This is a genomic window from Naumannella cuiyingiana (genome assembly GCF_013408305.1).
Taxonomy (GTDB): Bacteria; Actinomycetota; Actinomycetes; order Propionibacteriales; family Propionibacteriaceae; genus Naumannella; species Naumannella cuiyingiana.
The window spans coordinates 2,520,289-2,540,802 of record NZ_JACBZS010000001.1 but is presented as its reverse complement, the minus strand read 5'-3'; the positions used below and the strand labels follow the sequence as shown (position 1 = coordinate 2,540,802).

21 protein-coding genes are annotated in these 20,514 nt (G+C 70.9%); 12 read left to right on the top strand and 9 right to left on the bottom strand.

Annotation, left to right across the window (positions count from 1 at the left end; genetic code table 11):
• Positions 1 to 226 precede the first annotated feature (226 nt).
• From GGQ54_RS11860 to GGQ54_RS11840, 5 genes are all read left to right on the top strand, one after another.
• Positions 227 to 1,186, top strand: coding sequence for a LysR substrate-binding domain-containing protein (locus GGQ54_RS11860; RefSeq protein WP_218843848.1), 960 nt, complete (start codon positions 227 to 229; stop codon positions 1,184 to 1,186).
• A complete protein-coding gene (locus GGQ54_RS11855; protein WP_343045947.1) occupies positions 1,183 to 2,298 on the top strand; it encodes a mandelate racemase/muconate lactonizing enzyme family protein in 1,116 nt (371 codons plus the stop codon). The genes GGQ54_RS11860 and GGQ54_RS11855 overlap by 4 nt, the downstream gene beginning before the upstream one ends.
• Positions 2,295 to 2,606, top strand: a complete 312-nt coding sequence (catC, locus tag GGQ54_RS11850; protein ID WP_246292629.1) for a muconolactone Delta-isomerase — start codon at positions 2,295 to 2,297, stop codon at positions 2,604 to 2,606. Before GGQ54_RS11855 ends, catC begins: the two co-directional genes overlap by 4 nt.
• A 37-nt stretch (positions 2,607 to 2,643) precedes the next feature.
• Complete coding sequence (gene catA / locus GGQ54_RS11845; RefSeq protein ID WP_179445571.1) at positions 2,644 to 3,513, top strand: catechol 1,2-dioxygenase; 870 nt, start codon at positions 2,644 to 2,646, stop codon at positions 3,511 to 3,513.
• Between the two features lie 207 nt (positions 3,514 to 3,720).
• Positions 3,721 to 5,094, top strand: a complete 1,374-nt coding sequence (locus tag GGQ54_RS11840) for an MFS transporter (RefSeq protein ID WP_179445570.1) — start codon at positions 3,721 to 3,723, stop codon at positions 5,092 to 5,094.
• A gap of 229 nt (positions 5,095 to 5,323) precedes the next feature.
• On the opposite strand, the gene fgd is transcribed toward GGQ54_RS11840, so the two are convergent.
• From fgd to GGQ54_RS11815, 5 genes are all read right to left on the bottom strand, one after another.
• Entirely contained in the window at positions 5,324 to 6,337 is a 1,014-nt protein-coding gene (gene fgd, locus GGQ54_RS11835) for a glucose-6-phosphate dehydrogenase (coenzyme-F420) (protein WP_179445569.1), read from the bottom strand.
• Positions 6,338 to 6,341: 4 nt separating this feature from the next.
• A complete protein-coding gene (locus GGQ54_RS11830) occupies positions 6,342 to 8,147 on the bottom strand; it encodes a lactate permease LctP family transporter (RefSeq protein WP_179445568.1) in 1,806 nt (601 codons plus the stop codon).
• A 69-nt stretch (positions 8,148 to 8,216) separates the two neighbouring features.
• On the bottom strand, positions 8,217 to 8,870 hold the full coding sequence (locus GGQ54_RS11825) for a thiaminase II/PqqC family protein (RefSeq protein WP_179445567.1): 654 nt from the start codon (positions 8,868 to 8,870) through the stop codon (positions 8,217 to 8,219).
• Positions 8,871 to 8,917: 47 nt separating this feature from the next.
• The gene (locus tag GGQ54_RS11820; protein WP_179445566.1) at positions 8,918 to 10,483 is read right to left on the bottom strand and encodes a right-handed parallel beta-helix repeat-containing protein; all 1,566 of its coding nucleotides are present in this window, start codon (positions 10,481 to 10,483) and stop codon (positions 8,918 to 8,920) included.
• Between the two features lie 80 nt (positions 10,484 to 10,563).
• Positions 10,564 to 11,130, bottom strand: a complete 567-nt coding sequence (locus GGQ54_RS11815; RefSeq protein ID WP_218843845.1) for a PadR family transcriptional regulator — start codon at positions 11,128 to 11,130, stop codon at positions 10,564 to 10,566.
• Positions 11,131 to 11,247: 117 nt separating this feature from the next.
• On the opposite strand from GGQ54_RS11815, the gene GGQ54_RS11810 reads away from it, so the two are divergent.
• Positions 11,248 to 12,588, top strand: a complete 1,341-nt coding sequence (locus GGQ54_RS11810) for an MFS transporter (RefSeq protein WP_179445565.1) — start codon at positions 11,248 to 11,250, stop codon at positions 12,586 to 12,588.
• Positions 12,585 to 13,595 (top strand): amidohydrolase family protein, encoded by a 1,011-nt coding sequence (locus GGQ54_RS11805; protein ID WP_179445564.1) that lies wholly within the window; start codon positions 12,585 to 12,587, stop codon positions 13,593 to 13,595. The genes GGQ54_RS11810 and GGQ54_RS11805 overlap by 4 nt, the downstream gene beginning before the upstream one ends.
• Here GGQ54_RS11805 and GGQ54_RS11800 read toward each other — a convergent pair.
• Complete coding sequence (locus tag GGQ54_RS11800) at positions 13,565 to 13,984, bottom strand: pilus assembly protein CpaE (protein WP_343045946.1); 420 nt, start codon at positions 13,982 to 13,984, stop codon at positions 13,565 to 13,567. The two genes, GGQ54_RS11805 and GGQ54_RS11800, sit on opposite strands and share 31 nt — an antisense overlap.
• Entirely contained in the window at positions 13,953 to 14,444 is a 492-nt protein-coding gene (locus GGQ54_RS11795) for a SecDF P1 head subdomain-containing protein (protein ID WP_179445563.1), read from the bottom strand. Before GGQ54_RS11795 ends, GGQ54_RS11800 begins: the two co-directional genes overlap by 32 nt.
• A gap of 33 nt (positions 14,445 to 14,477) precedes the next feature.
• On the opposite strand from GGQ54_RS11795, the gene GGQ54_RS11790 reads away from it, so the two are divergent.
• Positions 14,478 to 15,266, top strand: a complete 789-nt coding sequence (locus tag GGQ54_RS11790) for a DNA/RNA non-specific endonuclease (protein ID WP_179445562.1) — start codon at positions 14,478 to 14,480, stop codon at positions 15,264 to 15,266.
• On the opposite strand, the gene pth is transcribed toward GGQ54_RS11790, so the two are convergent.
• On the bottom strand, positions 15,267 to 15,875 hold the full coding sequence (gene pth, locus GGQ54_RS11785; protein WP_179445561.1) for an aminoacyl-tRNA hydrolase: 609 nt from the start codon (positions 15,873 to 15,875) through the stop codon (positions 15,267 to 15,269).
• Positions 15,872 to 16,558, bottom strand: coding sequence for a 50S ribosomal protein L25/general stress protein Ctc (locus tag GGQ54_RS11780; protein ID WP_179445560.1), 687 nt, complete (start codon positions 16,556 to 16,558; stop codon positions 15,872 to 15,874). The genes pth and GGQ54_RS11780 overlap by 4 nt, the downstream gene beginning before the upstream one ends.
• A 281-nt stretch (positions 16,559 to 16,839) precedes the next feature.
• On the opposite strand from GGQ54_RS11780, the gene GGQ54_RS11775 reads away from it, so the two are divergent.
• The 4 genes from GGQ54_RS11775 (at position 16,840) to GGQ54_RS11760 (ending at position 20,449) form a co-directional block, all read left to right on the top strand.
• Positions 16,840 to 17,334, top strand: coding sequence for a hypothetical protein (locus GGQ54_RS11775; RefSeq protein ID WP_179445559.1), 495 nt, complete (start codon positions 16,840 to 16,842; stop codon positions 17,332 to 17,334).
• A 65-nt stretch (positions 17,335 to 17,399) separates the two neighbouring features.
• Complete coding sequence (locus GGQ54_RS11770) at positions 17,400 to 18,560, top strand: histidine kinase (RefSeq protein ID WP_179445558.1); 1,161 nt, start codon at positions 17,400 to 17,402, stop codon at positions 18,558 to 18,560.
• On the top strand, positions 18,560 to 19,189 hold the full coding sequence (locus GGQ54_RS11765; protein ID WP_179445557.1) for a response regulator transcription factor: 630 nt from the start codon (positions 18,560 to 18,562) through the stop codon (positions 19,187 to 19,189). The genes GGQ54_RS11770 and GGQ54_RS11765 overlap by 1 nt, the downstream gene beginning before the upstream one ends.
• Before the next feature lie 84 nt (positions 19,190 to 19,273).
• Positions 19,274 to 20,449: a LacI family DNA-binding transcriptional regulator gene (locus GGQ54_RS11760; RefSeq protein ID WP_179445556.1), complete on the top strand. Its 1,176-nt coding sequence runs from the start codon at positions 19,274 to 19,276 to the stop codon at positions 20,447 to 20,449.
• Positions 20,450 to 20,514: the final 65 nt, after the last annotated feature.

Below are 20,514 nucleotides of genomic sequence, written 5' to 3'. Positions count from 1 at the left end.
CGTGACACCGCGCGGACCCCCTTGCCCCAGGGATGACCCCAGGCCTGACCCAGGGTTCATTCAGAGGCACCGCCTCTCATTGGGCATTCATTCGATATTTGAACCTCTTAATGCCCCGGCCTAGGGTGCTGCACAGGGGCGACCCGGGGCGATCCGGAGAAACGATCCCCGATCGACACCACCCGGGGCGGCAGGTCTCGGGGCCACGACGGAAGAGGCGGCGACGATGACGTCACGACGCGGGAGCGATGTGGAGCTGCGGCTCCTGCGCTACTTCCTGGCCGTCGCCGACACCCGGCACTTCGGCCGCGCCGCGGAGCGCCTGCACATGGCGCAACCCCCACTGTCACAAGCGATCCGGCAACTCGAGTCGCAGCTAGGCGTACCCCTCTTCGAACGCACCACGCGCCAGGTCCGGCTGACACCCGCGGGCGAGCTGCTGCGGACCGACGCACAACGCATCCTGGACGCCGTCGACGAGGCAGTGAACCGGGTGGCGGCGCTGGCGGAGGGGCGCACCGGCACACTGCGCGTCGGCTTCACCGGCTCGGCGTCCTACGGACACCTGCCGCGGATCGCGCGGGCGGTCCGCGACGCGATGCCCGGGGTGGCCCTGGACATCCGCACCGAGATGCTCACCCCGGCCCAGGAGGAGGCGCTGGTCGAGCACCGCATCGACGCGGGCATCCTCCGCCCGCCGGTGCGCGCGGAAGGTCTGGCGTACCGGCCGATGGCGGCCGAGCCGCTGGTCCTGGCCTGCCAGGAGGGCAGCGCGCTCGACCGGCCGGACCGCCGGGTGGTCGATCTGCGCGGCAGCGATTTCGTGATGTACGCCGCCGCGACCCGGTCGGTGGTCAACGACGCCGTGCTGCGCACCTGCGCGCGAGCCGGCTTCCGCCCGCACTGTGCCCATGAGGTCACCGAGACCTCGACGATGCTCGCCCTGGTCGCCGCCGGTCTCGGGATCGCGCTGGTGCCGGCATCCGCGCGCGCCGCCCGACTCGACCGGGTCGCGTTCCACGAGCTTCCCGACACCGAACGCATCGACATCGGGGTCGCCTGGCTGGCCGATTCCACCGATCCGCTGCTGGAGCGTTTCGTCGACACCCTGACCCGCGAGGGCATCTGCGGGAACCGGACCCGCGTACCGACCCTGACCACCGAGCGTGCCGAGGAGATCGCGTGAGCGAACAGATGATCATCGACGCGGTCGAGGCGATCCCGTACCGGATCGACTACCGCAAGCCGCTGCGGTTCGCGAGCGGCGAGGCGCACACCGCCGATCATGTGCTGGTCCGGGTGCGGACGTCCGACGGGGTGATCGGAGTGGCCGATGCGCCACCGCGTCCCTACACCTACGGCGAGACCCAGGCCTCGATCACCGCGATCATCGACGACGTGCTCGGGCCGCAGGTGATCGGGCGCTCCGCCCTGGCGCGCGAGCAGGTGCACGCCGACTTCCGCCGCACGGTAGGGAATCCGGCGGCCAAGGCGGCGCTCGACATGGCGATCTGGGACGCCCTCGGCACGACGCTCGGCGTGCGGGTCAGCGACCTACTGGGCGGCCACGGCGAATCGATGCGGGTCAGCCACATGCTCGGCTTCGACAGCCCGCAGGCGATGGTCGACGAGGCCGAGCGGATGCGTGCCGAACACGGCATCACCACGTTCAAGATCAAGGTCGGCCGGCGGCCCTGGCGGCTCGACACCGATGTCTGCCGGGCGCTGCGCGAACACTTCGGCGACGAGGTCGAGCTCTACGTCGACGGCAACCGGGGCTGGAGCGCCAGCGAGGCCGCCGAGGCGATGCGAGCCATGGACGATCTCGGGCTGACCCTCGCGGAGGAGCTGTGCCCTGCCGACGATGTGCTCGGCCGTCGCTGGCTGGTCCGCCAGCTCCGCGTACCCTTCGTCGCCGACGAGAGCGCGGCCCGGCCCGGGGAGATCACCCGGGAACTGCTCGGCGGCGCGGCCGATGCGATCTCGATCAAGACCGCCCGGACCGGCTTCACCGAGTCCGCGGCAATCCTCGGCCAGTGCACCGGGCTCGGCGTCGAGGTGGTGATGGGCAACCAGATCGACGGACAGGTCGGCACCATGTGCACCCTGGCCTTCGGCGCCGCGTTCGGTGCGACCAGCCGACGCGCCGGCGAGCTGTCCAACTTCCTCGACCTGTCCGACGACCTGCTGACCGAGCCGCTCAAGATCGTCGACGGCCGGCTCGAACTGCGCACCGCGCCCGGCATCGGCTACGCCATCGACGAGGACAAGCTCACCCACTACCGACAGGATCGATGATGTTGTACGCCGTGCGGATGGATGTCGCCATCCCCCACGACCTTGATCCCGGGCACCGCCAGGAACTGATCAGTGCCGAGAAGGCGCTGTGCCATGAGCTGCAGCGCGCCGGCGAGTGGGTACACATCTGGCGGGTCGCCGGGGCGTACTCCAACATCAGCATCTTCGACGTGGCAGACAACGAGCGGCTGCACGAGATCTTGTGGTCGTTGCCGCTGTTTCCCTACATGCGGGTGCAGGTCGACCCGTTGGCGACCCATCCTTCCGATCTTGCCGTCGCCGACGCGGCGGGCACCGACCCGAAATAGCCCGAACAAGGACCAACCACCAGAAAGGGGCTCAACGATGACCCAGACCACCGACCCGAAGACGAGCGACGAGCTCGCCGCCCGCGCCGCCGATTCCGGCGCCGGCGCGACCGCGAACTTCCGCCAGTCCGGCAAGACCGGCAGTGCGCAGGTCGACCCCGAACGGGTGGCGCTGCTCGCCGGCTCACTGATCAAGGCCGCGAACGATCTGGTCCGCGAACACGGCGTCAGCTACGACGAGTACAACGCCTTGAAGTCGTGGCTGATCAGCGTCGGCGAGGACGGCGAATGGCCGCTCTTCCTCGATGTCTGGCTGGAGCACAGCGTGGAGGAGGTGAACACGTCGCACCGGAAGGGCTCCAAGGGGACCATCGAGGGGCCGTACTACGTGCCGGGCGCGCCCGAGCAGGACAGCCCGGCCACGATTCCGATGCGCGAGGACGAGCCGGGTACGCCGTTGGTCTTCGCCGGCCAGGTCCGCGATGTCGACGGCACGCCGCTGTCGAATGCCGTGGTCGATCTGTGGCATGCCGATGCCAACGGCTTCTATTCCCAGTTCGCGCCGGGCCTGGACCAGTGGAACCTGCGCGTGCGGGTACGCACGGACGCCGACGGGCGCTACGAGATCAACACGGTGCAGCCGGCGCCCTATCAGATCCCGACCGACGGCGCCTGCGGCAAGCTGATCGCTGCGGCCGGCTGGCATGCCTGGCGTCCCGCTCACCTGCACGTGAAGGTCGAGGCGCCGGACCACGAGACGCTGACCGCGCAGCTCTACTTCCCCGGCGACGCGCACAATGACGACGACATCGCCTCGGCGGTGAAGCCGGAGCTGCTGCTCGACGTCGCCGAGAGCGAGGGCAAGAACTCCACCGAGTACGACTTCGTGCTCGATCCCGTGCGCTGAGGCGTCCAGAACCGACCGGTGACCGTGATCACCGGTCGGTTCTTCATGTCCACGATGCCTTCTGTGCAACGCTTTCCCGCGTTCCCTTGGTCAGCACTCGGGTTATCCCCGGGGCAACAGTGATCAACTTCGGACAGGATCGTGCTGGACCACCCGGTCCACCGACACCGGCCAGATGCAGGCCCCACCGATGCAATGGAGCGTCCGATGAGTACAACCACACTCCCGCCAGAGAAGGCCTGGTCCTCCGACCGGCATCGCCGTTCGGTGATCTGGGTGGTCAGCCTGTGTGTCGTGGCGATCGTCTTCGACGGCTATGACCTCGTCGTCTACGGCACCATCCTGCCCACCCTGATGGCCGACCCGTCCCAGCTCGGACCGGTCAGCCCGGAGCAGGCGGGCGCACTCGGCTCCTATGCGCTCGTCGGCGTGCTGATCGGCGCGCTCGCGGCGGGCGCGATCGGCGACCGGATCGGGCGGCGCCGGATGATGGTGATCAACATCGTCTGGTTCTCCGTCGGGATGGGGCTGACCGCGCTCGCCGACTCGGTGACGACCTTCGGCCTGCTGCGCTTCGCCGCGGGTGTCGGGATGGGGGCGCTGGTGGCCACTGTCGGCGCCGTGGTGGCGGAGTTCGCGCCCGCCGCCCGGAAGAACCTCTACAACGCGATCGTCTACAGCGGCGTACCGACCGGCGGCGTGCTCGCATCGCTGCTCGCGATCGCGCTCCGCGATGCCATCGGCTGGCGCGGGATGATGGTGATCGGCGCCCTGCCGCTGATCATTCTGTTGCCGCTGGCCCTGGCCAAGCTGCCGGAGTCGCCGCGCTGGCTGGCCGCCCAGGGCCGGCTCGAGGAGGCGCGCCTGGTTTCGGAGCGGACCGGCGTACCGCTGCCGACGGCAACCGAATCGGCCGCGGACGCCGAGGCGGGCGACAGGCGCGGCTTCGGCGGCCTGCTGAGCCGGCGCTACCTGCTCGGCACGGCGCTGTTGGGCCTGATGAGCTTCGCCGGGCTGCTACTCACCTACGGCCTGAACACCTGGCTGCCGCAGATCATGCAGACGGCGGGCTTCAATGCCAAGAACTCGCTGCTGTTCCTGCTGGTGCTGAACGGTGGCGCCGTGATCGGCGGGCTGATCGCCTCCTGGCTGGCGGATCGGACGGGTGCCAAGCGGGTGGTCACGACGACCTTCCTGCTGGCCGCGCTGGCGCTGGTGCTGCTCACGGCGGGGCTGCCACTGGGCCTGTTGTTCCTGCTGGTCGCCCTCGCGGGCGTCGGCACGATCGGCACCCAGGTGTTGATCTATGGCCTGGTGTCGAACTACTACGCCACGAACGTGCGGGCAGCCGGCGTCGCCTGGTGTGCCGGGTTCGGCCGGCTCGGCGGCATCCTGGGGCCGGTGATCGGCGGGATGCTGATCGGCGCCGGACTGACCTCGGCAACGACCTTCTGGATCTTCGCCGGCGTCGCCGTCGCCGGGGCCGCCGTCACCTTGCTGGTGCCCCGAACCCGGGCCGCGCACACCGCGACCGCGGCACCGCCGGCAGCCGCCCTGCCGCTGGTCGGCGACCGCAACTGACTCGGCCCTCGCCCGCCGAGTCGTGTCGTCAGTTATCGCCCCCTGGAAGCGGCTCCGGGCGGCGAAAGCTCACGACGAGATCGGAGGCACCTCGGGCCGCGCCGGCGTACCGCAGCTGGCGACGCTCGTCGCGTTCTCGACCGCAGATGATGCCGCCATCCGGGGCTCGGAGCGGGCATAACTACGGAAACAATTCGGAGTGGGGTGGCCGAGATGGAACGGGGCGATCTCAGCCGAGCGCCCGCAGCCGGGGCGCCAGGTCGCGGGCGAACAGCTCCAGGAAGCGGCGCTGATCGTTGCCCGGGGCATGGAAGACGAGGTGGTTGAACCCGATCCGGCGATACGGCTCGATCGCCGCCACCGCCTCGTCCGGATCGGACGCCACGATCCAGCGCTTGGCGACCTGCTCGATCGGCAGCGCATCGGCGGCCCGCTCCATCTCGATCGGGTCGTCGATCGAGTGCTTCTGCTCGGGAGTCAGCGACAGCGGCGCCCAGAACCGGCAGTTCTCCAGCGCCGCATCGGGATCGGTGTCGTAGCTGATCTTGATCTCGATCATCTTGTCGATCGCCTCGACGTCGCGGTCGGCCTTCTCCGCACCCTCGGCCAGCGCCGGCAACAGCTTCTCGGTGTAGAGCTCCATCCCCTTGCCCGACGTGCAGATGAAACCGTCACCGACCCGGCCCGCGTACCGGGCCACCATCGGCCCACCGGCCGCCACGTAGATCGGTACGCCGTCCTCGGGCACGTCATAGATCGACGCCCCCCGCGTGCGGTAGAACTCCCCGTCGAAGTTGACGCGATCGCCGCGCCACAGCTCACGCATCAGGCGTACCGACTCGCGCAACCGCGCGAACCGCTCCTTGAAGTCCGGCCACTCCGCCGCCGCGCCGGTGGCGATCTCGTTCAGCGCCTCACCGCTGCCGATGCCGAGCATGATCCGCCCCGGGTACAGCATGCCGAGGGTCGCGAAGGCCTGCGCGATCACGGCCGGGTTGTAGCGGAAGGTCGGCGTCATCACCGAGGTCCCGAGCTGGATCCGTTCGGTACGCTCACCGACCGCCGCCAGCCAGGCCAGCGCGAACGGGGCGTGGCCGCCCTCGTGGCGCCACGGCTGGAAATGATCACTGATCGCCGCCGAGTCCATCCCGCTCGCTTCGGCGGCGACCCCCAGCTCCACCAGCTCGCGCGGCCCGAACTGCTCTGCCGATGCCTTGTAGCCGAGCCTCAGCGGTTGCGTCATGCGATCACGATACCGACGCCTCCGGGCGCCGGGCGCGGTCCCGTCGGACGAACCAGTAGGCGACCAGGGCCAGCACGATGATCAGGGCGATCAGCTCGAAGGTGCCGGCATTCGGGCCGAGGCCGTGGATGGCGATGAAGCCGATCGCCCCCGCGGCGAAGCAGTAGTACATGGTGACCAGCACGGTCTTGCGGATCAGGTCGCCCTCGCGGCCGAGCAGGCCGACGGTCGCCGAGGCCGCGACGATGTTGTGGATCGCGACCGGATTGCCGCCGGCCCCGCCGACGGCCTGGGTGGCGACCACCTGCTCCGGCGGTACGCCGATTGCCTCTCCGGTCGACCACTGGAACTGGGCGAAGGTCAGATTCGACACGGTGTTGGAGCCGGCCACGAAGGCGCCGAGCGCGCCGATCCACGGGCTGAGCACCGGCCAGGCCGAGCCGGCCAGCGCCGCGGCACCTTCGGCCAGGGTGACGGGCATGCTCGCCAGCCCTGAGTCGTTGTTCGCGGCGCCGGACTGGATCAGCACCCGGACCAGCGGCACCGCGAACAGCAGCGCGACCGCGGTGCCGGCGAGCTGGCGCCCGGACACCCGCCAGGCCTGCGCGATCTGCCGCCCGGTCATCCGGTGCGTGAGCCAGGCGACGGCCGCCGCGATGATCAGCCAGAAGCCCGGGGAGAAGAACGGCTGCACGGTGGTGCTGATCGAGGTGCCGAGGATGTTCGAGGCCTTGATCGTCATCGGCGGCACCGATGCGGTGAAGAAGGCCTTCACCGACGGCACCGCGCGGGTCAGCACCAGGACGGCCGCCAGCACCAGATAGGGCGACCAGGCGGTGATCAGCCGCATCGGGCGCGACTCCTCGGTGTCCAGGTGATCGGCATCGATGCTGCCCATCCAGCGCGCCGGCCACGACGCCCGCGGGCCGAAGTCGAAGATCTCCTTCGGCATCAGGAAGCCGCGACTGGAGGTGAACATCACCAGCGCCAGCCCGATCAGCCCGCCGAGCAGCGAGGGGAACTCCGGTCCCAGCAACCATGCCACCAGCACATAGGGCACGGTCATCGCCAGCGACGCATAGATCGCGAACGGCCATACCTTCAGGCCCTCGGCGAAGCTGCGCCGCTCGCCGAAGAAGCCCGTCAGCATCGTCACCAGGATCAGCGGGATGAGCAGCCCGCACAGCGCATGGATGATCGCGACCTCGAGCCCGATCCCGCGGACGTAGTCGGGATAGGTCACGCCCAGCTCGGCCAACCGCGCCTGGATCGGGGCGCTGTCGCGGCCGAGGCCGTTGGTGACGCCGACCAGGATCGGCGTACCCACCGCGCCGAAGCTGACCGGGGTGGACTGGATCACCAATCCGACCAGCACCGCCGCCATCGCGGGGAAGCCCAGGGCCAACAGCAGCGGCGCCACGACGGCGGCCGGCGTCCCGAAACCGGACGCCCCCTCGATGAACGAGCCGAACAGCCAGCCGATGATGATCGCCTGTACGCGGCGATCGGGCGAGATCGCGTTGAAGCCGGCCTTGATCCGGTTCATCGCACCCGAGCCACTCACCGTGGACAACAACAACAGCGCGCCGAACACGATGAAGAGCAGGGTCGCGGCGGTGATCAGGCCCTCGATCGCGGCGGCGGCGATGCTGACCGGCCGCATCCGCCACACCGCCGCGGCGATGATCACGGTGACGACGAAGCCGACCGGCATCGCGTACTTCGCCGGCCAGCGCAGTCCGGCCAGCAGTACGCCGACGACCAGGATGGGGGCCAGGGCGAGCATGCCCAAGATGGCGAGGTTGTCCACGATGACACCTTTCACACCGGGCCGCGCCGCACCGGATTCGGCCGAGTCTCGCGGTTCGCCCGGGCGGGGTCAAGCAGTTCGTGCGATCAGCGCGTCGTCGAAGAAGGCACGTTCCAGGCGCACTGCGCGGGCGAAGGCTTGCGCAGCGGGCTCGGCATCGGCGGCGGCCGTGGCGTTGTCGAACTCCGCGCGCAGCCAGTCGACCCAGGCGTTGTAGTCGGGGTTGTCGTGCAGCCGGATCCAGTCGCGATGCCGCGGGGCGAGCGCGGCGAGATCGCGGTCGCGACCGCGCGCGGCCCAGTCACCGTAGAGCCATTCGGCGACCAGCAGCACCGCCAACACCACCGGATAGGACCGCGAGCCGGCGGCCTCGCGCATCAGTGCGTCGAACTCGCGGGTCGGCCGGGCCAGTTCCGGTGCCGCGCGCTCGCCGGGGGGTACGCCGAGCTCGTCGAAGCTGCGGGTGAAGTAGTCGTCCTCGTCGGCGGCGAATGCGCCGAGGACGCGCGCGAACCGCAACCGCTCCCCCAGCCCCGGCGCGGTCGCGACGGCCGCGCCGAGCAAGATCACGAACGCGTCGCAGAACTGGTAGTCCTGCACCAGATAGTGGCGCAGCCGGTCATCGGGCAGGGTGCCGTCGAGCAACTGGTCGACGAACGGATGGTTGACGGCGGCGTCCCAGTCGCGTGCGGAACCGGCCCGGCAGGCCTCGGCGAAGCTCACGCGCGACAACGTAGCGGGGCCGCGCCGCGGCGCGCCGGCGGGGCGGCTCAGCCGCGGCCCACCACGCCGGTGCCCCGGCACGGGAATGGCCGCCCCGGGCTGCTCGGCGCGGTGCAGTTGCCGGCGTCGTCGGCGCCGATGCTGGGCGGTACATCGCCGCGCAGCCGGGCACCGAAGAAGTCCCGGCCGCCGTTGTCGTCCAGCACGGCCCCGGCGCGGTGGGCCGGTGATCCGGTACGCAGCCGGTAGCCGTCGAGGTCATCGATCGACGAGCCGCCGGAGCCCGGCGCGACAAGCATCGGGTCGGCGGTGCTGCCGCCGGGGTTGGGTGGCAGATTGCCGACATTGCGGATCAGATTGTGGTCGAGCCGGTAGCCCGCGGGACTGGCGAGCCGGAAGTTCGCGGTGCCCGATCCCTCCTTGAGCACCAGGTTGTTGGCGAAGCGCACGTTGCGGGTGTTCGCGTTGTTCTCGTTGATCACGGTCTGGGAGACGCCGTCGCCGATGTAGATGGTGTTGTTGTAGATCTGCGCGCTGTCGATCGTCCCGCTGCAGGTCTCGATGCCGCGATGGGAGTCGTTGACGCTGACGTTGTAGCGCACCACCGCATTGCGGATCGAGCCGGCCGCATTGCAGAGCAGGAAGAAGCCGCCCTCGTTGTCGTGGCTGTAGTTGTACTCGAAGGTCACGTTGTTGGTGCCCTGATCGATGTCGAATGCCATCCCGTCCCGGGTCGTCCTGCCGCCGGAGGCCTCGTTGCCGGTGAAGACGATGTCCTCGGAGTTCCACGGCCAGATGCCCGCGTTGTAGCCCGCCGAGCGTTCCTGGAAGCCGTCGACCCGGTTGTCCTCGACCCGCCCGCGCTTGGTGGTGGAGATCAAGATCCCGTCCCCGCCGGTGTTGGCGACGTCATTGCCCTTGATCAGGACGTCGCTGCTGGGCGTCCAGGGCAACACGACGTCCGGCTTGCCGGACTCGGGTCGATCACCCCACAGCGATGTGCCCACCACGATGCCGCTGCGGTCGACGTCGCGGACGACGTTGTCGGCCACCACGACGTTGCGGAAGCTGGTGGGGGTGCTGCGGCCTGCCGCCGCGACGATGATCCCGCCGCTGCCATCGGTGTCCTTGGTGTCGTCACCCCAGACATCGTGCACGTAGAGATCGCGGATGGTGAGGTCGGCCAGCACCCCGGCGTCCTCGCCGAGCACGAACACGCCGCGGCGCTTGCTGCCGGGATCGGCGGAGTTGGTGATCTCCAGGCCGCTCAGTTCGTACCCGGAGACGTTGCGCAGGAGCACCGTGTCGGTCGCGCCGGCGCCGTCGATCACCGGCCGCGCCCCCTTGCCGTAGGCGCCGATCCTGATCCGCTGCTCGGCGGTGCCCGAGCCACGGGGCGCGAGCGTCCCGGTGCAGGTGGTGCCCCGCTGGAAGAGCACCGCGTCGCCGGGCGCCAGCCGCAGCGCGTTCACCTCGTCCAGCGATCCCAGCGTGTCCGGGGCGTCGGTGCCGCAGGCCACCCGGTGGGTGACGCCCCCGCCCTCGGCGTGCGCGGGCCCGCCGATCGCCAGGGATCCGATCACTGCCAGGCCGAGGGTGATCCCTGCGGCCATGATGCGCGCCCTCGACGCAATAAAGGTCATATCTCTGCAGCGTAGGACCTGGCTCACGCGTTGTCAGCAGGCCGGCACGATCACAGTAGGTCGAGTTGCGCGCGGGCCCAGGCGATCAGCGCCTCCGACCGGTCGATCTCCCCCTGGAAGACGGAGGCCTTCAGCCGAGCGATCCGGGCGTGCTGCCGGGGCGGCCGGGCCCTCAACCGCTCCACCAGCAGCGGCGTCTCGCGGGCAACCAGCGCGTCGCGCTGGGATTCCCACTCCGCAATCGCTCGCTCGTGGTGCTGGATGAACCGGCGCAACACCTCCCGCGCCCGGCGGGTCGGGACCATGTCGAGGTAGAGCGCCTGCAGGAAGAACGCGTCGCGCGCCGGGCCGGGCGGGTGGTAGTGGCCCGCCCACTCCAGCAGCTCGGCCTGTCCTGCCTCGGTGATCGAGTACACCGTGCTGCGCAGCGCGGTCGCCCGGCTCTGCCGGGTGCCGGCGATCCAACCGTCGTCCGCCATCCGGCGCAGCGTCGGATAGATCTGGCTCTGCGGCGCGGACCAGACATAGCCGGTCGACGCGTCGAAGAACTTGGTCAGCTCGTACCCGTTCATCGGTCGTGCCGACAGCACCCCGAGGAGCGCGTGCGGTAGGGACATGCGCCGCAGGATATCCGCAGCCGCATATCAGTTCCGCCGGGATGCGTCTCAAACATGTATGGACATACATGTTGCTGCCGAAATACCGTGAAGGCAACCTCACGGGAGGAGGGACCAATGACGGTTCCGACACCAACGGATCAGTCGCGCGAGCGGGTCCATCCGCTGCGCTGGCTGACGGTCGCACTCTGCGCATTCGCCATCGTCTTCGACGGCTACGACCTCGTCGTCTACGGCACCACCGTCGGTGCCCTGCGGGAGGAATGGGGCATCAGCGCCGGCCTCGCGGGACTGATCGGCAGTCTTTCCCTGGTCGGCATGCTGATCGGCGCGCTGGCCGTCGGTACGCTCACCGACCTGTGGGGGCGCCGGCGCACCATGATCGCCTGCGTCGTCCTGTTCTCCGTCGCCATGCCGCTCTGCGCGCTGGCGACCGGGCCGGAGGCCTTCGGCGCGCTGCGGTTCATTGCGGGTCTCGGGCTGGGCGGGGTGATGCCGATCGCCAGCGCGCTCGTCACGGAGTACGCCCCGGCCCAGCACCGCAATGTCACCTACGTGACCATGCAGTCCGGGTACGCCGTGGGCGGGATGCTGGCCGCCGGGCTCGCCATCGCAATCGTTCCCACGCTGGGCTGGCGCGCCATGTACCTGATCGGCGGCCTGCCGATCCTGATCTTCCTCCCGCTCGCCCTGGCCAAACTGCCTGAGTCGCTGGACTTCCTGGTCAGTCACGACCGCCGCGAAGCCGCGGCCCGGCTCGCCGCCCGGCTCGGGATGGAGGTCCCCGAGCCCACGCCGAGCGCCGAGCGTCGGGGAGCCGTGGGCACCCTGTTCAGCCGCGGCTACCTGGCCCCGACCCTGCTGTTCTGGGCGATGAGCTTCTGCGCGCTGCTGACCATCTACGGGTTCAGCACCTGGCTGCCGGACATCATGCGCCGGCAGGGTTTCGCGCTCGGCTCGGCGCTCAGCCTGCTGCTCACCTTCAATCTCGGATCGATCATCGGCTCGGTGCTCGGCGGTGTTGCCGCCGACCGCCGCGGCTCGCGCCCCGTGATCGCCGTCGGATTCGCCGCCGGTGCCATCGCCGCCATGGCGCTCTCCGCCGGGCCCGAGATGATCATTCTCTACCTGCTGTGCGCCCTGGGCGGGTTCGGCACCATCGGCGTCCAGAACCTGATCAATCCCTACGTCACCCGCTTCTATCCCCCGCACGCCCGGGCGACGGGCGTGGGCTGGGCACTGGGCATCGGGCGCCTCGGTGCGATCTGCGGGCCCATCCTCGGCGGGCTGCTGCTCGACACCGGACTCGGCCCGCAGTGGAGCTTCTACCTGTTCGCCGTGGCATCCGCGACCGGTTTGCTCGCCACCCTCGCCCTGTACGCGACCCGCCCGCGCCGCGCCGCGCCGACCCCGACCGACGACACCCCACTCGCGACCACGGAAGGACCCCGCCCATGATCAACAAAATCGCCCTCGAGGAGCACTTCGGCGCCACCGAGCCGAACATCGTCGCCCAGTCCGAGGAGCACTTCACCCCGCAGGCCTGGCCCCGGCACCGAGACATGCTGCTGGACATCACGGACCGGCGGCTCGCGCTGATGGACGAGGCCGGGATCGAGATCGCCGTGCTGTCGCTGCTCTCACCCGGAATCCAGTCGCTGCATGATCCGGCACAGGCCACCGACTGGGCGTACCGGCTGAACGACCACGCCGCCGAGCAGGTCGCCCAGCGCCCGGACCGGTTCGGCTCCTTCGCCGCCCTTGCCCTGCAGGACCCGGACGCGGCCACCACCGAGCTGCGGCGCGCCGTCACCGAGCTCGGCATGGTCGGCGCGCTGGTCAACGGCTTCTCCCAGGTCGGCGATGCCGACACCATCGTCTATCTCGACGATCCGCGCTATGCCGACTTCTGGGCCACCGTCGCCGAGCTCGACGTCCCCGTCTACCTGCACCCGCGCGACCCGCTGCCGAGCACCAGCCCGCAGTACGACGGACACCCGTGGCTGTACGGCTCGGCCTGGGCGTTCTCGGTGGAGACCGCGACCCACATGCTCCGGCTGATGGGCAGCGGGCTGTTCGACCGGCATCCCGGCCTGCAGGTGATCCTCGGGCACCTGGGTGAGTTGTTGCCGTTCAACATCTGGCGTACCGATCATCGGCTGAAGGTCGCGCCGCGCGGGATTGCGGCACAGCGCCCCTTCGGCGACTACCTGCGCAACAACGTGGTGGTGACCACCAGCGGCAACTTCCGCACGCCGGCCCTGCTCAACGTGATCGCGGAGATGGGGGCCGACCGGATCCTGTTCTCGGCCGACTATCCGTTCGAGGACATGCTGGAGGCGGCGGCGTGGTTCGACGCGCTGGAGCTGAACGAACCGGACCTGCGCAAGATCGCCTCGGAGAATGCCCGGCGCGTGCTCCGGCTCGGTGATCGTCAGAGCGCGGCGAGCAGCGCCCGGGCGTAGGCCTCCTCGGCGTCGGCGTGGCGGTAGCGGCCGTGGCTGGTCGCCACCTCCCACTCTCCCGCCACCCGGCGCAGCGAGACCAGCCGCTCACCGAGCAACTCACGCAACTGATCCTCCCGGGGCAGCCACACCGCACGGTCCAGGGGAATCGAGTCGAGCGCCCACTCCGTCGTGCCGTTGAACCCGAGCACCGACTGGTCGTGATAGCTGTGCAGCTCGATGGTCAGCTCGCTGATCCAGAAGACGTCGCCGGTCAGCTCGGCGGAGCGGATCGCGAACCGGTCGCCGGCGGCGGGCTGCCACAGCAGCCCCGCCTCGCTCAGCGCCTTCGCCGTGGCCTCGGTGATCATCGCCCGGTCACCCGTGCAGGCGTTCGGCGAGGCGATCACACTCCGACTCGCTCTGACCGCCGGAGATCTGCAGCTCACCGCCGCCGATCGGTTCTGCGACCCGCACCGCCGTCAGCAGCTCACCCTCGGCCAGCAGGGCCAGCAGTTGCTCGCTGCCCGCGAGCCGACCGGTCACCTCGCGCAGCGCCTCGGTGCCCGGCCCGTCCAGGTCGACCCGGATGCTGCAGGTCGCACCGGGCGTGGCCTCGGCGCGCTCGGCTCGTCCGGTGCCGGCGATCGCGTCCAGCAGGTACGCCTGCCCGTCGGCACAGACCACGGCACCGGGCTCGGCGGGCACCGGCGACTGCTCGGGGCAGGCGGTCCCCGGCGGCGCGGGCCGGGCCGGCCGGAATTCGATGATCGCGGGCTGGCGCCCGGTGACGAAGTTCGTCACCTCGGCACAGCCGGTCAGGGCCAGCAGCGCGATCACGCCGAGCGTCACCATGGGACGAGCCCTCATGGATCCACCGTAGCGGTGCGTCACACTGGTCTCGTGCCCCCCGGTTATGCACCGCGCTTCCTCGACACACCAATCCCACCTCCGGACCCCGGTCCGCGGATCGCCGGCGACCTGGTCGATCTCGACGGCTCCCCGGTGATCGACTACACCCACTTCTCGCTGGCTCAGAGCCGCTCGCGGCGGCTGGCCCGGTGGGTCGCCTGGAATGTCGACGGCGCGCGGCTGCGCGAGCTGGACCGCTCGGGCCTGCGGTTCCGCTACGACGAGCGGTTGGACCGGTCGGTGCAGACCGGCGACGAGGCCTACCGCGACAATCGGCTGGACCGCGGCCACATCGCCCGGCGGGCCGACCTGTGTTGGGGCGATCCGGAGGAGGCTCGGGCGGCGAATGCGGATTCGTTCTACTTCACCAACATCACCCCGCAGATGGATGACTTCAACCAGGCCAGCCGCGACGGGGTGTGGGGGCGGTTGGAGAATGCGTTGTTGTCCCAGGTCGAGGTCGATCGCCTCGCGATCTCCGTGTTCGGCGGGCCGGTGCTGTCCGACGCCGACCCGATGCACCGCGGGGTGGCCGTGCCGGTCGAGCACTGGAAGATCATCTGCTACGCCGTCGACGGTACGCTGCGGGCGCGCGCCTTCCTGTTCGCCCAGCAGGTCGAGCCGGTGCTCAAGCTGGACGGGTTCGCCGCCTGGCAGGTCGAGATCGGGGTGATCGCCGAGCGTACCGAGTTGATCTTCCCCGACATGCTGGGCGCGGCGCCGACCGCGCGGCCGCAACCGCCGCGTCCGCTGTCCAGCACCGCGGAGATCGACTGGTGATCAGGAGTTGTAGCGATTCTGCGCCTGCGCCAGACCCTCGTTGATCAGGATCTCGACCGCACCGGCGGCCCGGTCGACCTCGAGCGCGAGGTCGGTGCGATCCCGGACCGGAAAGTCCGACAGCACCCAGTCGTGCACGCTCATCCGGCCGGGCGGGCGCCCGATCCCGAACCGCACCCGGGCGAAGTCGCCGGTGCCGAGATGGGACCGCAGCGACCGCAGCCCGTTGTGGCCGTTGTCGCCGCCGCCGACCTTGAGCCGTAGCTGCCCCGGTTCCAGGTCCAGCTCGTCGTGGATCGCGATCACGTGATCCGGCGGCACCTTGTGGAAGGCCGCGAGCTTGCGGACCGCCGCCCCCGAGTCGTTCATGAAGGTGCGCGGCTTGACCAAGATCACCTTCGCCGCATCCGCCCCGACGCCACCGATGCCCGAGGCCGTGAGCCGCGTCTCGGCCACATCCGAACGCATCCCGCGCGGGGCGCCGAAGCGTACCCCCGCGCGGGACGCGAGCTCGTCGGCCACCAGGAAGCCGACATTGTGCCGATGGCCGGCATAGGCCGGGCCCGGATTACCGAGCCCGACCACCAGCCACGGGGCGGAGTCGCTCACTCCTCCGAGTCGCCCTCGGACTCGCCGTCCTCGGTCTCCTCGCCGCCCTCGGCCTCGTCGCCCTCGGCATCCTCGTCGACGGTCGGCTCGATGCCGGCCTCCGCCTCGGCCTCGGCCAGCTCGGCGTCGAGCTGCTCCTGGGTCGGGGCGTTGGTGATGTTGACGATCAAGGTGTCGGGCTCGCCGCCGACATAGGTCGAGCCCTCCGGCAGCACCAGGTCGGCCGCGGTGACCTGCGTCCCGGCCTCGAGCCCCTCGACGGAGACCTCGACGTGCTCGGGGATGTTGGTGGCCTCGGCCTCCAGCGTCAGGGTCTGGTTGTCCAGCACGACCAGCGTGTCCGGGGCGGCCTCACCGGTCAGGGTGACCGAGACCTCGACGGTGACCTTCTCGCCGCGGCGTACCACGATCAGGTCGACATGCTCGATGGTGCCCTTGATCGGGTCGCGCTGGACCTGCTTCGGCAGCACGAGCTGGGACTTCTCACCGGCCAGGTCGATGCTCATCAGGGCATTGGAATTGCGCAACGCCAGCAGGGTCTCGTGGCCCGGCAGGGTGATGTGCAGCGGGTCCATGCCGTGGCCGTAGACGACGGCGGGCACCAGGTCGGCGCGGCGGATCCGGCGGGCGGCCCCCTTGCCGAACTCCTCGCGGCGGGTGGCCTTCAGGACGATCTCGGACATCTGTACTCCTCGGCTTCGACGTGCGGCGAGGAGCGTCCGGCCGGTCGGCCGGGGGCCCTGTCGATCACGGAGCGCTGCTCCCTCGCCATGGCAACGGCGCGATGATACCCGGCCGGGCGAGCGCGGGCGAATCGAGCAGGGGCGAATCAAGCACGGGCGAATCGAGCGCGGGCGAATCGAGCACGGGCGATCTCCACCCGAACCTCCACCCGCGGGCGGTTCAGCGCGCGGCCCTCCGGCCGCAGGCTGGACGCACACCCCCAAGAACCGAGGAGCATCTGATGGAGTACGTCCTCCCGCTGATCAACATCGCGATCCTGGTCCTGGTGATCGGTCGCGTCGTCCTGCGGCAACTGACCTGGCAGTCGACCGGCGGGCGGGCGTTCCGGTTGCCGCTGATCCTGCTGGTGATCGGCGGTGCGCTGTCCAGCCAGGACATCGCGTCGCTGGCGGGCCTGTCGGCGCAGGGCTGGATCGTGGTCTGCCTCGAGTTGCTCACCGGCCTGGGGATCGGTGTGGCGATGGGCTACCTGACCCAACTGCGCCGCGGCCCGGCGGGCATCGAGTACCGCGGCGGTGCGCTCGGCGTGGCGCTGTGGGTGGCGCTGATCGCCGCGCGGATCGGCGAGGCAGTGATCGGCCAGCACTTCGGCGGCCCCGCGCTGGGCCAGCTCACCGGCCTGATCCTGCTGATGGTCGGCCTGAATCGGCTCACCGCCGCCGCGGTGGTCAGCCGGCGCGCCAACGCGATGTCGCTCACGCCCCAGTACGCCTGAGGAGTGTCCACGCCCGAGGAATGTCCGGCGACCCGCTCACCGCCGGTCGGCGCGATGATGGCCCCGTGACCAGTCCGCACCCGCCAGCGCCCGGCGACGCCGCGCCGGGCCTGCGGCCCGGTCTCGCGCGGGTGGGCATCGCGCTCGTGGCCGGCGCCGCGATCGCGCTGACCGGGCTCGCCGTCGTCGACGTCTCGTCGGTCGGGCTGTGGCTGCTCTGGGCCGGCGTGGCCTGCCTGATCGGCGAGTCGCTGCTCGCGCTGGCGCCCGACACACCGGGGACCCGCCGCGCCGGCACCGCCGCGCTGGTGGCCGGAGCCGCGTTGGCGGGCCTGTCCACGATGTCCACCCAGGGGCTCGGCTGGGCCCCGATCATCGCGGCGATCGTGCGCGGCGTCCGCTCCGACCGCGGCTGGCCCGAGGTGGCGTTTGTGGCGGTGGCGGGAACGGGCGGCCTGAGTGCGGGCGCGCTGCTCGGCGGCCAGCCGGGGCTGGTGCCGGTCGGCATCCTCGCCTGCACCGTGACGCTGTCGCTCGCGTTGCTGCGTCGCAACGCCCGGCACAGCGCCGAGCGCGAGCGGGTGCTCCTGGTGCAGCAGCTCGAGACCGAGCGGGAACGCGCCGAGAACGCCGCGCTCGCCGAGCGCGCCCGGCTGGCCGGCGACCTGCACGACGTGCTCGCCCACACCCTGGGCGCGCTGACGGCCCAGTTGAACGGCGCGGAGGCGCTGCTCGGCGCCGGCCACCCTCACCGGGCCAAGGAGGCGGTCGCGAGCGCGCGGCAGCTCGCCGCCGAGGGGCTGGCCGAGTCCCGGCGCGCGGTCGCCGCCCTGCGCGAGCCGGCGGGCTTCGACGCCTCGCTGGCCGAGCTGGTCCGGGTGCACCGGGAATCGGGCGCGGCGGTCGAGCTGGAACGGACCGGTACGCCGCACCGGCTCGACCCGGCGCGCGAGCTCGCCGCTCGCCGCATCGTCCAGGAGCTGTTGACCAACGCCCGCAAGCACGCGCCCGGCCGGCCGGTCGACCTCGAGGTCTCGTGGACCCCGGCCGGGCTGACCGTCTCGGCGACCAACCCGCTCGCGACCGGCTCGGCCTATGCCGGCGGGCTCGGGCACGGCCTGGCGGCGATGCGCGAGCGCTGCCGCGGGCTCGGCGGCGAGGTGCGCGCCGGGCGTACCCCCGACGACGAGTTCAGCGTGACGTGTTTCCTACCGGCGGAGGCGTGATGCGCGTCGTGGTGGCCGATGATCAGGCCCTGGTCCGCGAGGGCATCGTGACGGTGCTGTCGCTGGCCGAGGGCATCGAGGTGGTCGGGCAGGCCGCCGACGGCGCCGAGGCGGTACGCGTGGCGCACGAGACCGAGCCCGACCTGATCCTGATGGACCTGCGGATGCCGGTCTGCGACGGCGTCGCGGCGACCCGGCAGGTGGTGGCGGAACTGCCCGGGACCCGGGTGCTCGTGCTCACCACCTTCGGCGACGACGCGTCGATCAAGCACGCGCTCGAGGCCGGCGCGAGCGGCTACCTGACCAAGGACGCCTCGGGCGCGGAGGTGGTGGCCTCGGCACGAGCGGCCGTCGCCGGAGGGACGCCGCTGGACGCCCGGATCGCCGGACGGGTGGTGGCCGGGCTGCCCGATGCGCAGCCGCGGTCGGTCCGGGACCGCTTCCCCGCCCTGACCGCACGGGAGGCCGAGGTCGCGGAGTTGATGGGCCGCGGTCGGACCAATCCCGAGATCGCCGCCGAGCTCGTGCTGGGCGTCTCCACGGTGAAGTCCCACGTCAACGCGATCTTCGCCAAGCTCGGCGTGGCCGATCGCCGGCAGGCGATCGCCCGGCTCACCGCGGCGGGCTGAGCCGGGCGCCCGGATGGGTTAGCGTGCAGCAGGCTCGCGCGCGGCTCGCGCGAGGCGCCGGGAACGCGGGGCAGGAGGACGGCGATGGCAGGCGAGACGACCGAGCGGCCGCGAGAGGGGTCGGGCGAGCCCGGTGCCGTGCGGCGCGCGACCGTCTACGACGTGGCGCGCGCGGCCGAGGTCTCGATCGCGACCGTGTCGTTCGCCTTCCGCCGGCCCGACTCGGTCAAGCCGAGCACCCGCGAGCGGGTGCTCGCGGCGGCCCGCGCCCTGGGGTACGCCCCGAGCGGCGCAGCCCGCGGGCTGGCCGCCGGGCGGACCGGGGTGTTCGGGTTGCACTCCTTCGACCTGATCCTCGATCACGCCCAGGCGCTCGCCGGCGAGTTCGACGATCCGGTACCCGAGCTCGACCTCGACGCGCTCGCCGCCGACGGGCCCATCTCCTTCGATGCCCTGGGCGAGGCCGCGTGGCCGGACCCGCGGGCGTACCCGCTCTACGTCGACGAAGTGCAGCGCGGGTTCGAGCTGGAGAGTCGCCGGCTCGGCCGCGAGGTGTTGTTGTCGCGCGGGTCGAGCTCGGCGACCGCCGTCGCCGACACCGCCGGCCGCGTCGACGGGCTCGCGGTCTTCCCGACCCGGGACGCGCCGGAGACGCTGCGAACGATCTCGCGCACCATGCCGGTGGTGCTGCTCAGCGCCGCACCATCCGAAGATGATCATCACCGGGTGCTGGTCGACAACATGGGCGGGATGCAGACGTTGATCGCCCACCTGATCGATGATCATGGCATTCGTGATCTTGGTTTCGTCGGCTCGATCGAGCCGAGCGATGCCGCCGAACGGTTCCGCGGGATGGGGCTGGCGATGGCCGAGCGGGGGCTCACCCCGCCGGAGGCGCCAATCGATTCCTCCACCCTCGCCGAGCGCGATTCGCTCGCCCGGGTGGCCGAGCTGGCGGCACAACGCCGGCTGCCGCGCGCCCTGGTCTGCACCAATGATCAGCTCGCCCTGGTGACCATGGAGGTGTTGCGCGGTGCCGGCCTGGATGTCCCCACCGACGTCGCGGTGACCGGCTTCGACGGCGTGCTGGCCGGGCGGCTGAGCACGCCGACGCTGACCACCGTGCGTCAGCCGATGGAGTCGATGGGCCGGATCGCGGCGCGGATCCTGGCTGATGAGTACGCGGCGCCCTCGAAGGGGCCGCGCCGCTATCGGCTCGGCACCCGGCTGGAGATCCGGGCCAGTTGCGGCTGCGCCTGACCACCTGCCGACGACCTTGCACGAAGCGGGCGTGAGCCCTATTGTGGCGAAATCTAAGCGCTTTG

What these genes read in the sequence shown, in the direction of transcription:
- catA (WP_179445571.1), top strand. Translation starts at nt 2,644, where the DNA reads ATGACCCAGACCACCGACCCGAAGACGAGCGACGAGCTCGCCGCCCGC.
- catC (WP_246292629.1), top strand. Translation starts at nt 2,295, where the DNA reads ATGATGTTGTACGCCGTGCGGATGGATGTCGCCATCCCCCACGACCTT.
- fgd (WP_179445569.1), bottom strand. Translation starts at nt 6,337, where the DNA reads ATGACGCAACCGCTGAGGCTCGGCTACAAGGCATCGGCAGAGCAGTTC.
- GGQ54_RS11795 (WP_179445563.1), bottom strand. Translation starts at nt 14,444, where the DNA reads ATGAGGGCTCGTCCCATGGTGACGCTCGGCGTGATCGCGCTGCTGGCC.
- GGQ54_RS11820 (WP_179445566.1), bottom strand. Translation starts at nt 10,483, where the DNA reads ATGGCCGCAGGGATCACCCTCGGCCTGGCAGTGATCGGATCCCTGGCG.
- GGQ54_RS11810 (WP_179445565.1), top strand. Translation starts at nt 11,248, where the DNA reads ATGACGGTTCCGACACCAACGGATCAGTCGCGCGAGCGGGTCCATCCG.
- GGQ54_RS11815 (WP_218843845.1), bottom strand. Translation starts at nt 11,130, where the DNA reads ATGTCCCTACCGCACGCGCTCCTCGGGGTGCTGTCGGCACGACCGATG.
- GGQ54_RS11775 (WP_179445559.1), top strand. Translation starts at nt 16,840, where the DNA reads ATGGAGTACGTCCTCCCGCTGATCAACATCGCGATCCTGGTCCTGGTG.
- GGQ54_RS11840 (WP_179445570.1), top strand. Translation starts at nt 3,721, where the DNA reads ATGAGTACAACCACACTCCCGCCAGAGAAGGCCTGGTCCTCCGACCGG.
- GGQ54_RS11805 (WP_179445564.1), top strand. Translation starts at nt 12,585, where the DNA reads ATGATCAACAAAATCGCCCTCGAGGAGCACTTCGGCGCCACCGAGCCG.
- GGQ54_RS11760 (WP_179445556.1), top strand. Translation starts at nt 19,274, where the DNA reads ATGGCAGGCGAGACGACCGAGCGGCCGCGAGAGGGGTCGGGCGAGCCC.
- GGQ54_RS11765 (WP_179445557.1), top strand. Translation starts at nt 18,560, where the DNA reads ATGCGCGTCGTGGTGGCCGATGATCAGGCCCTGGTCCGCGAGGGCATC.
- GGQ54_RS11860 (WP_218843848.1), top strand. Translation starts at nt 227, where the DNA reads ATGACGTCACGACGCGGGAGCGATGTGGAGCTGCGGCTCCTGCGCTAC.
- GGQ54_RS11780 (WP_179445560.1), bottom strand. Translation starts at nt 16,558, where the DNA reads ATGTCCGAGATCGTCCTGAAGGCCACCCGCCGCGAGGAGTTCGGCAAG.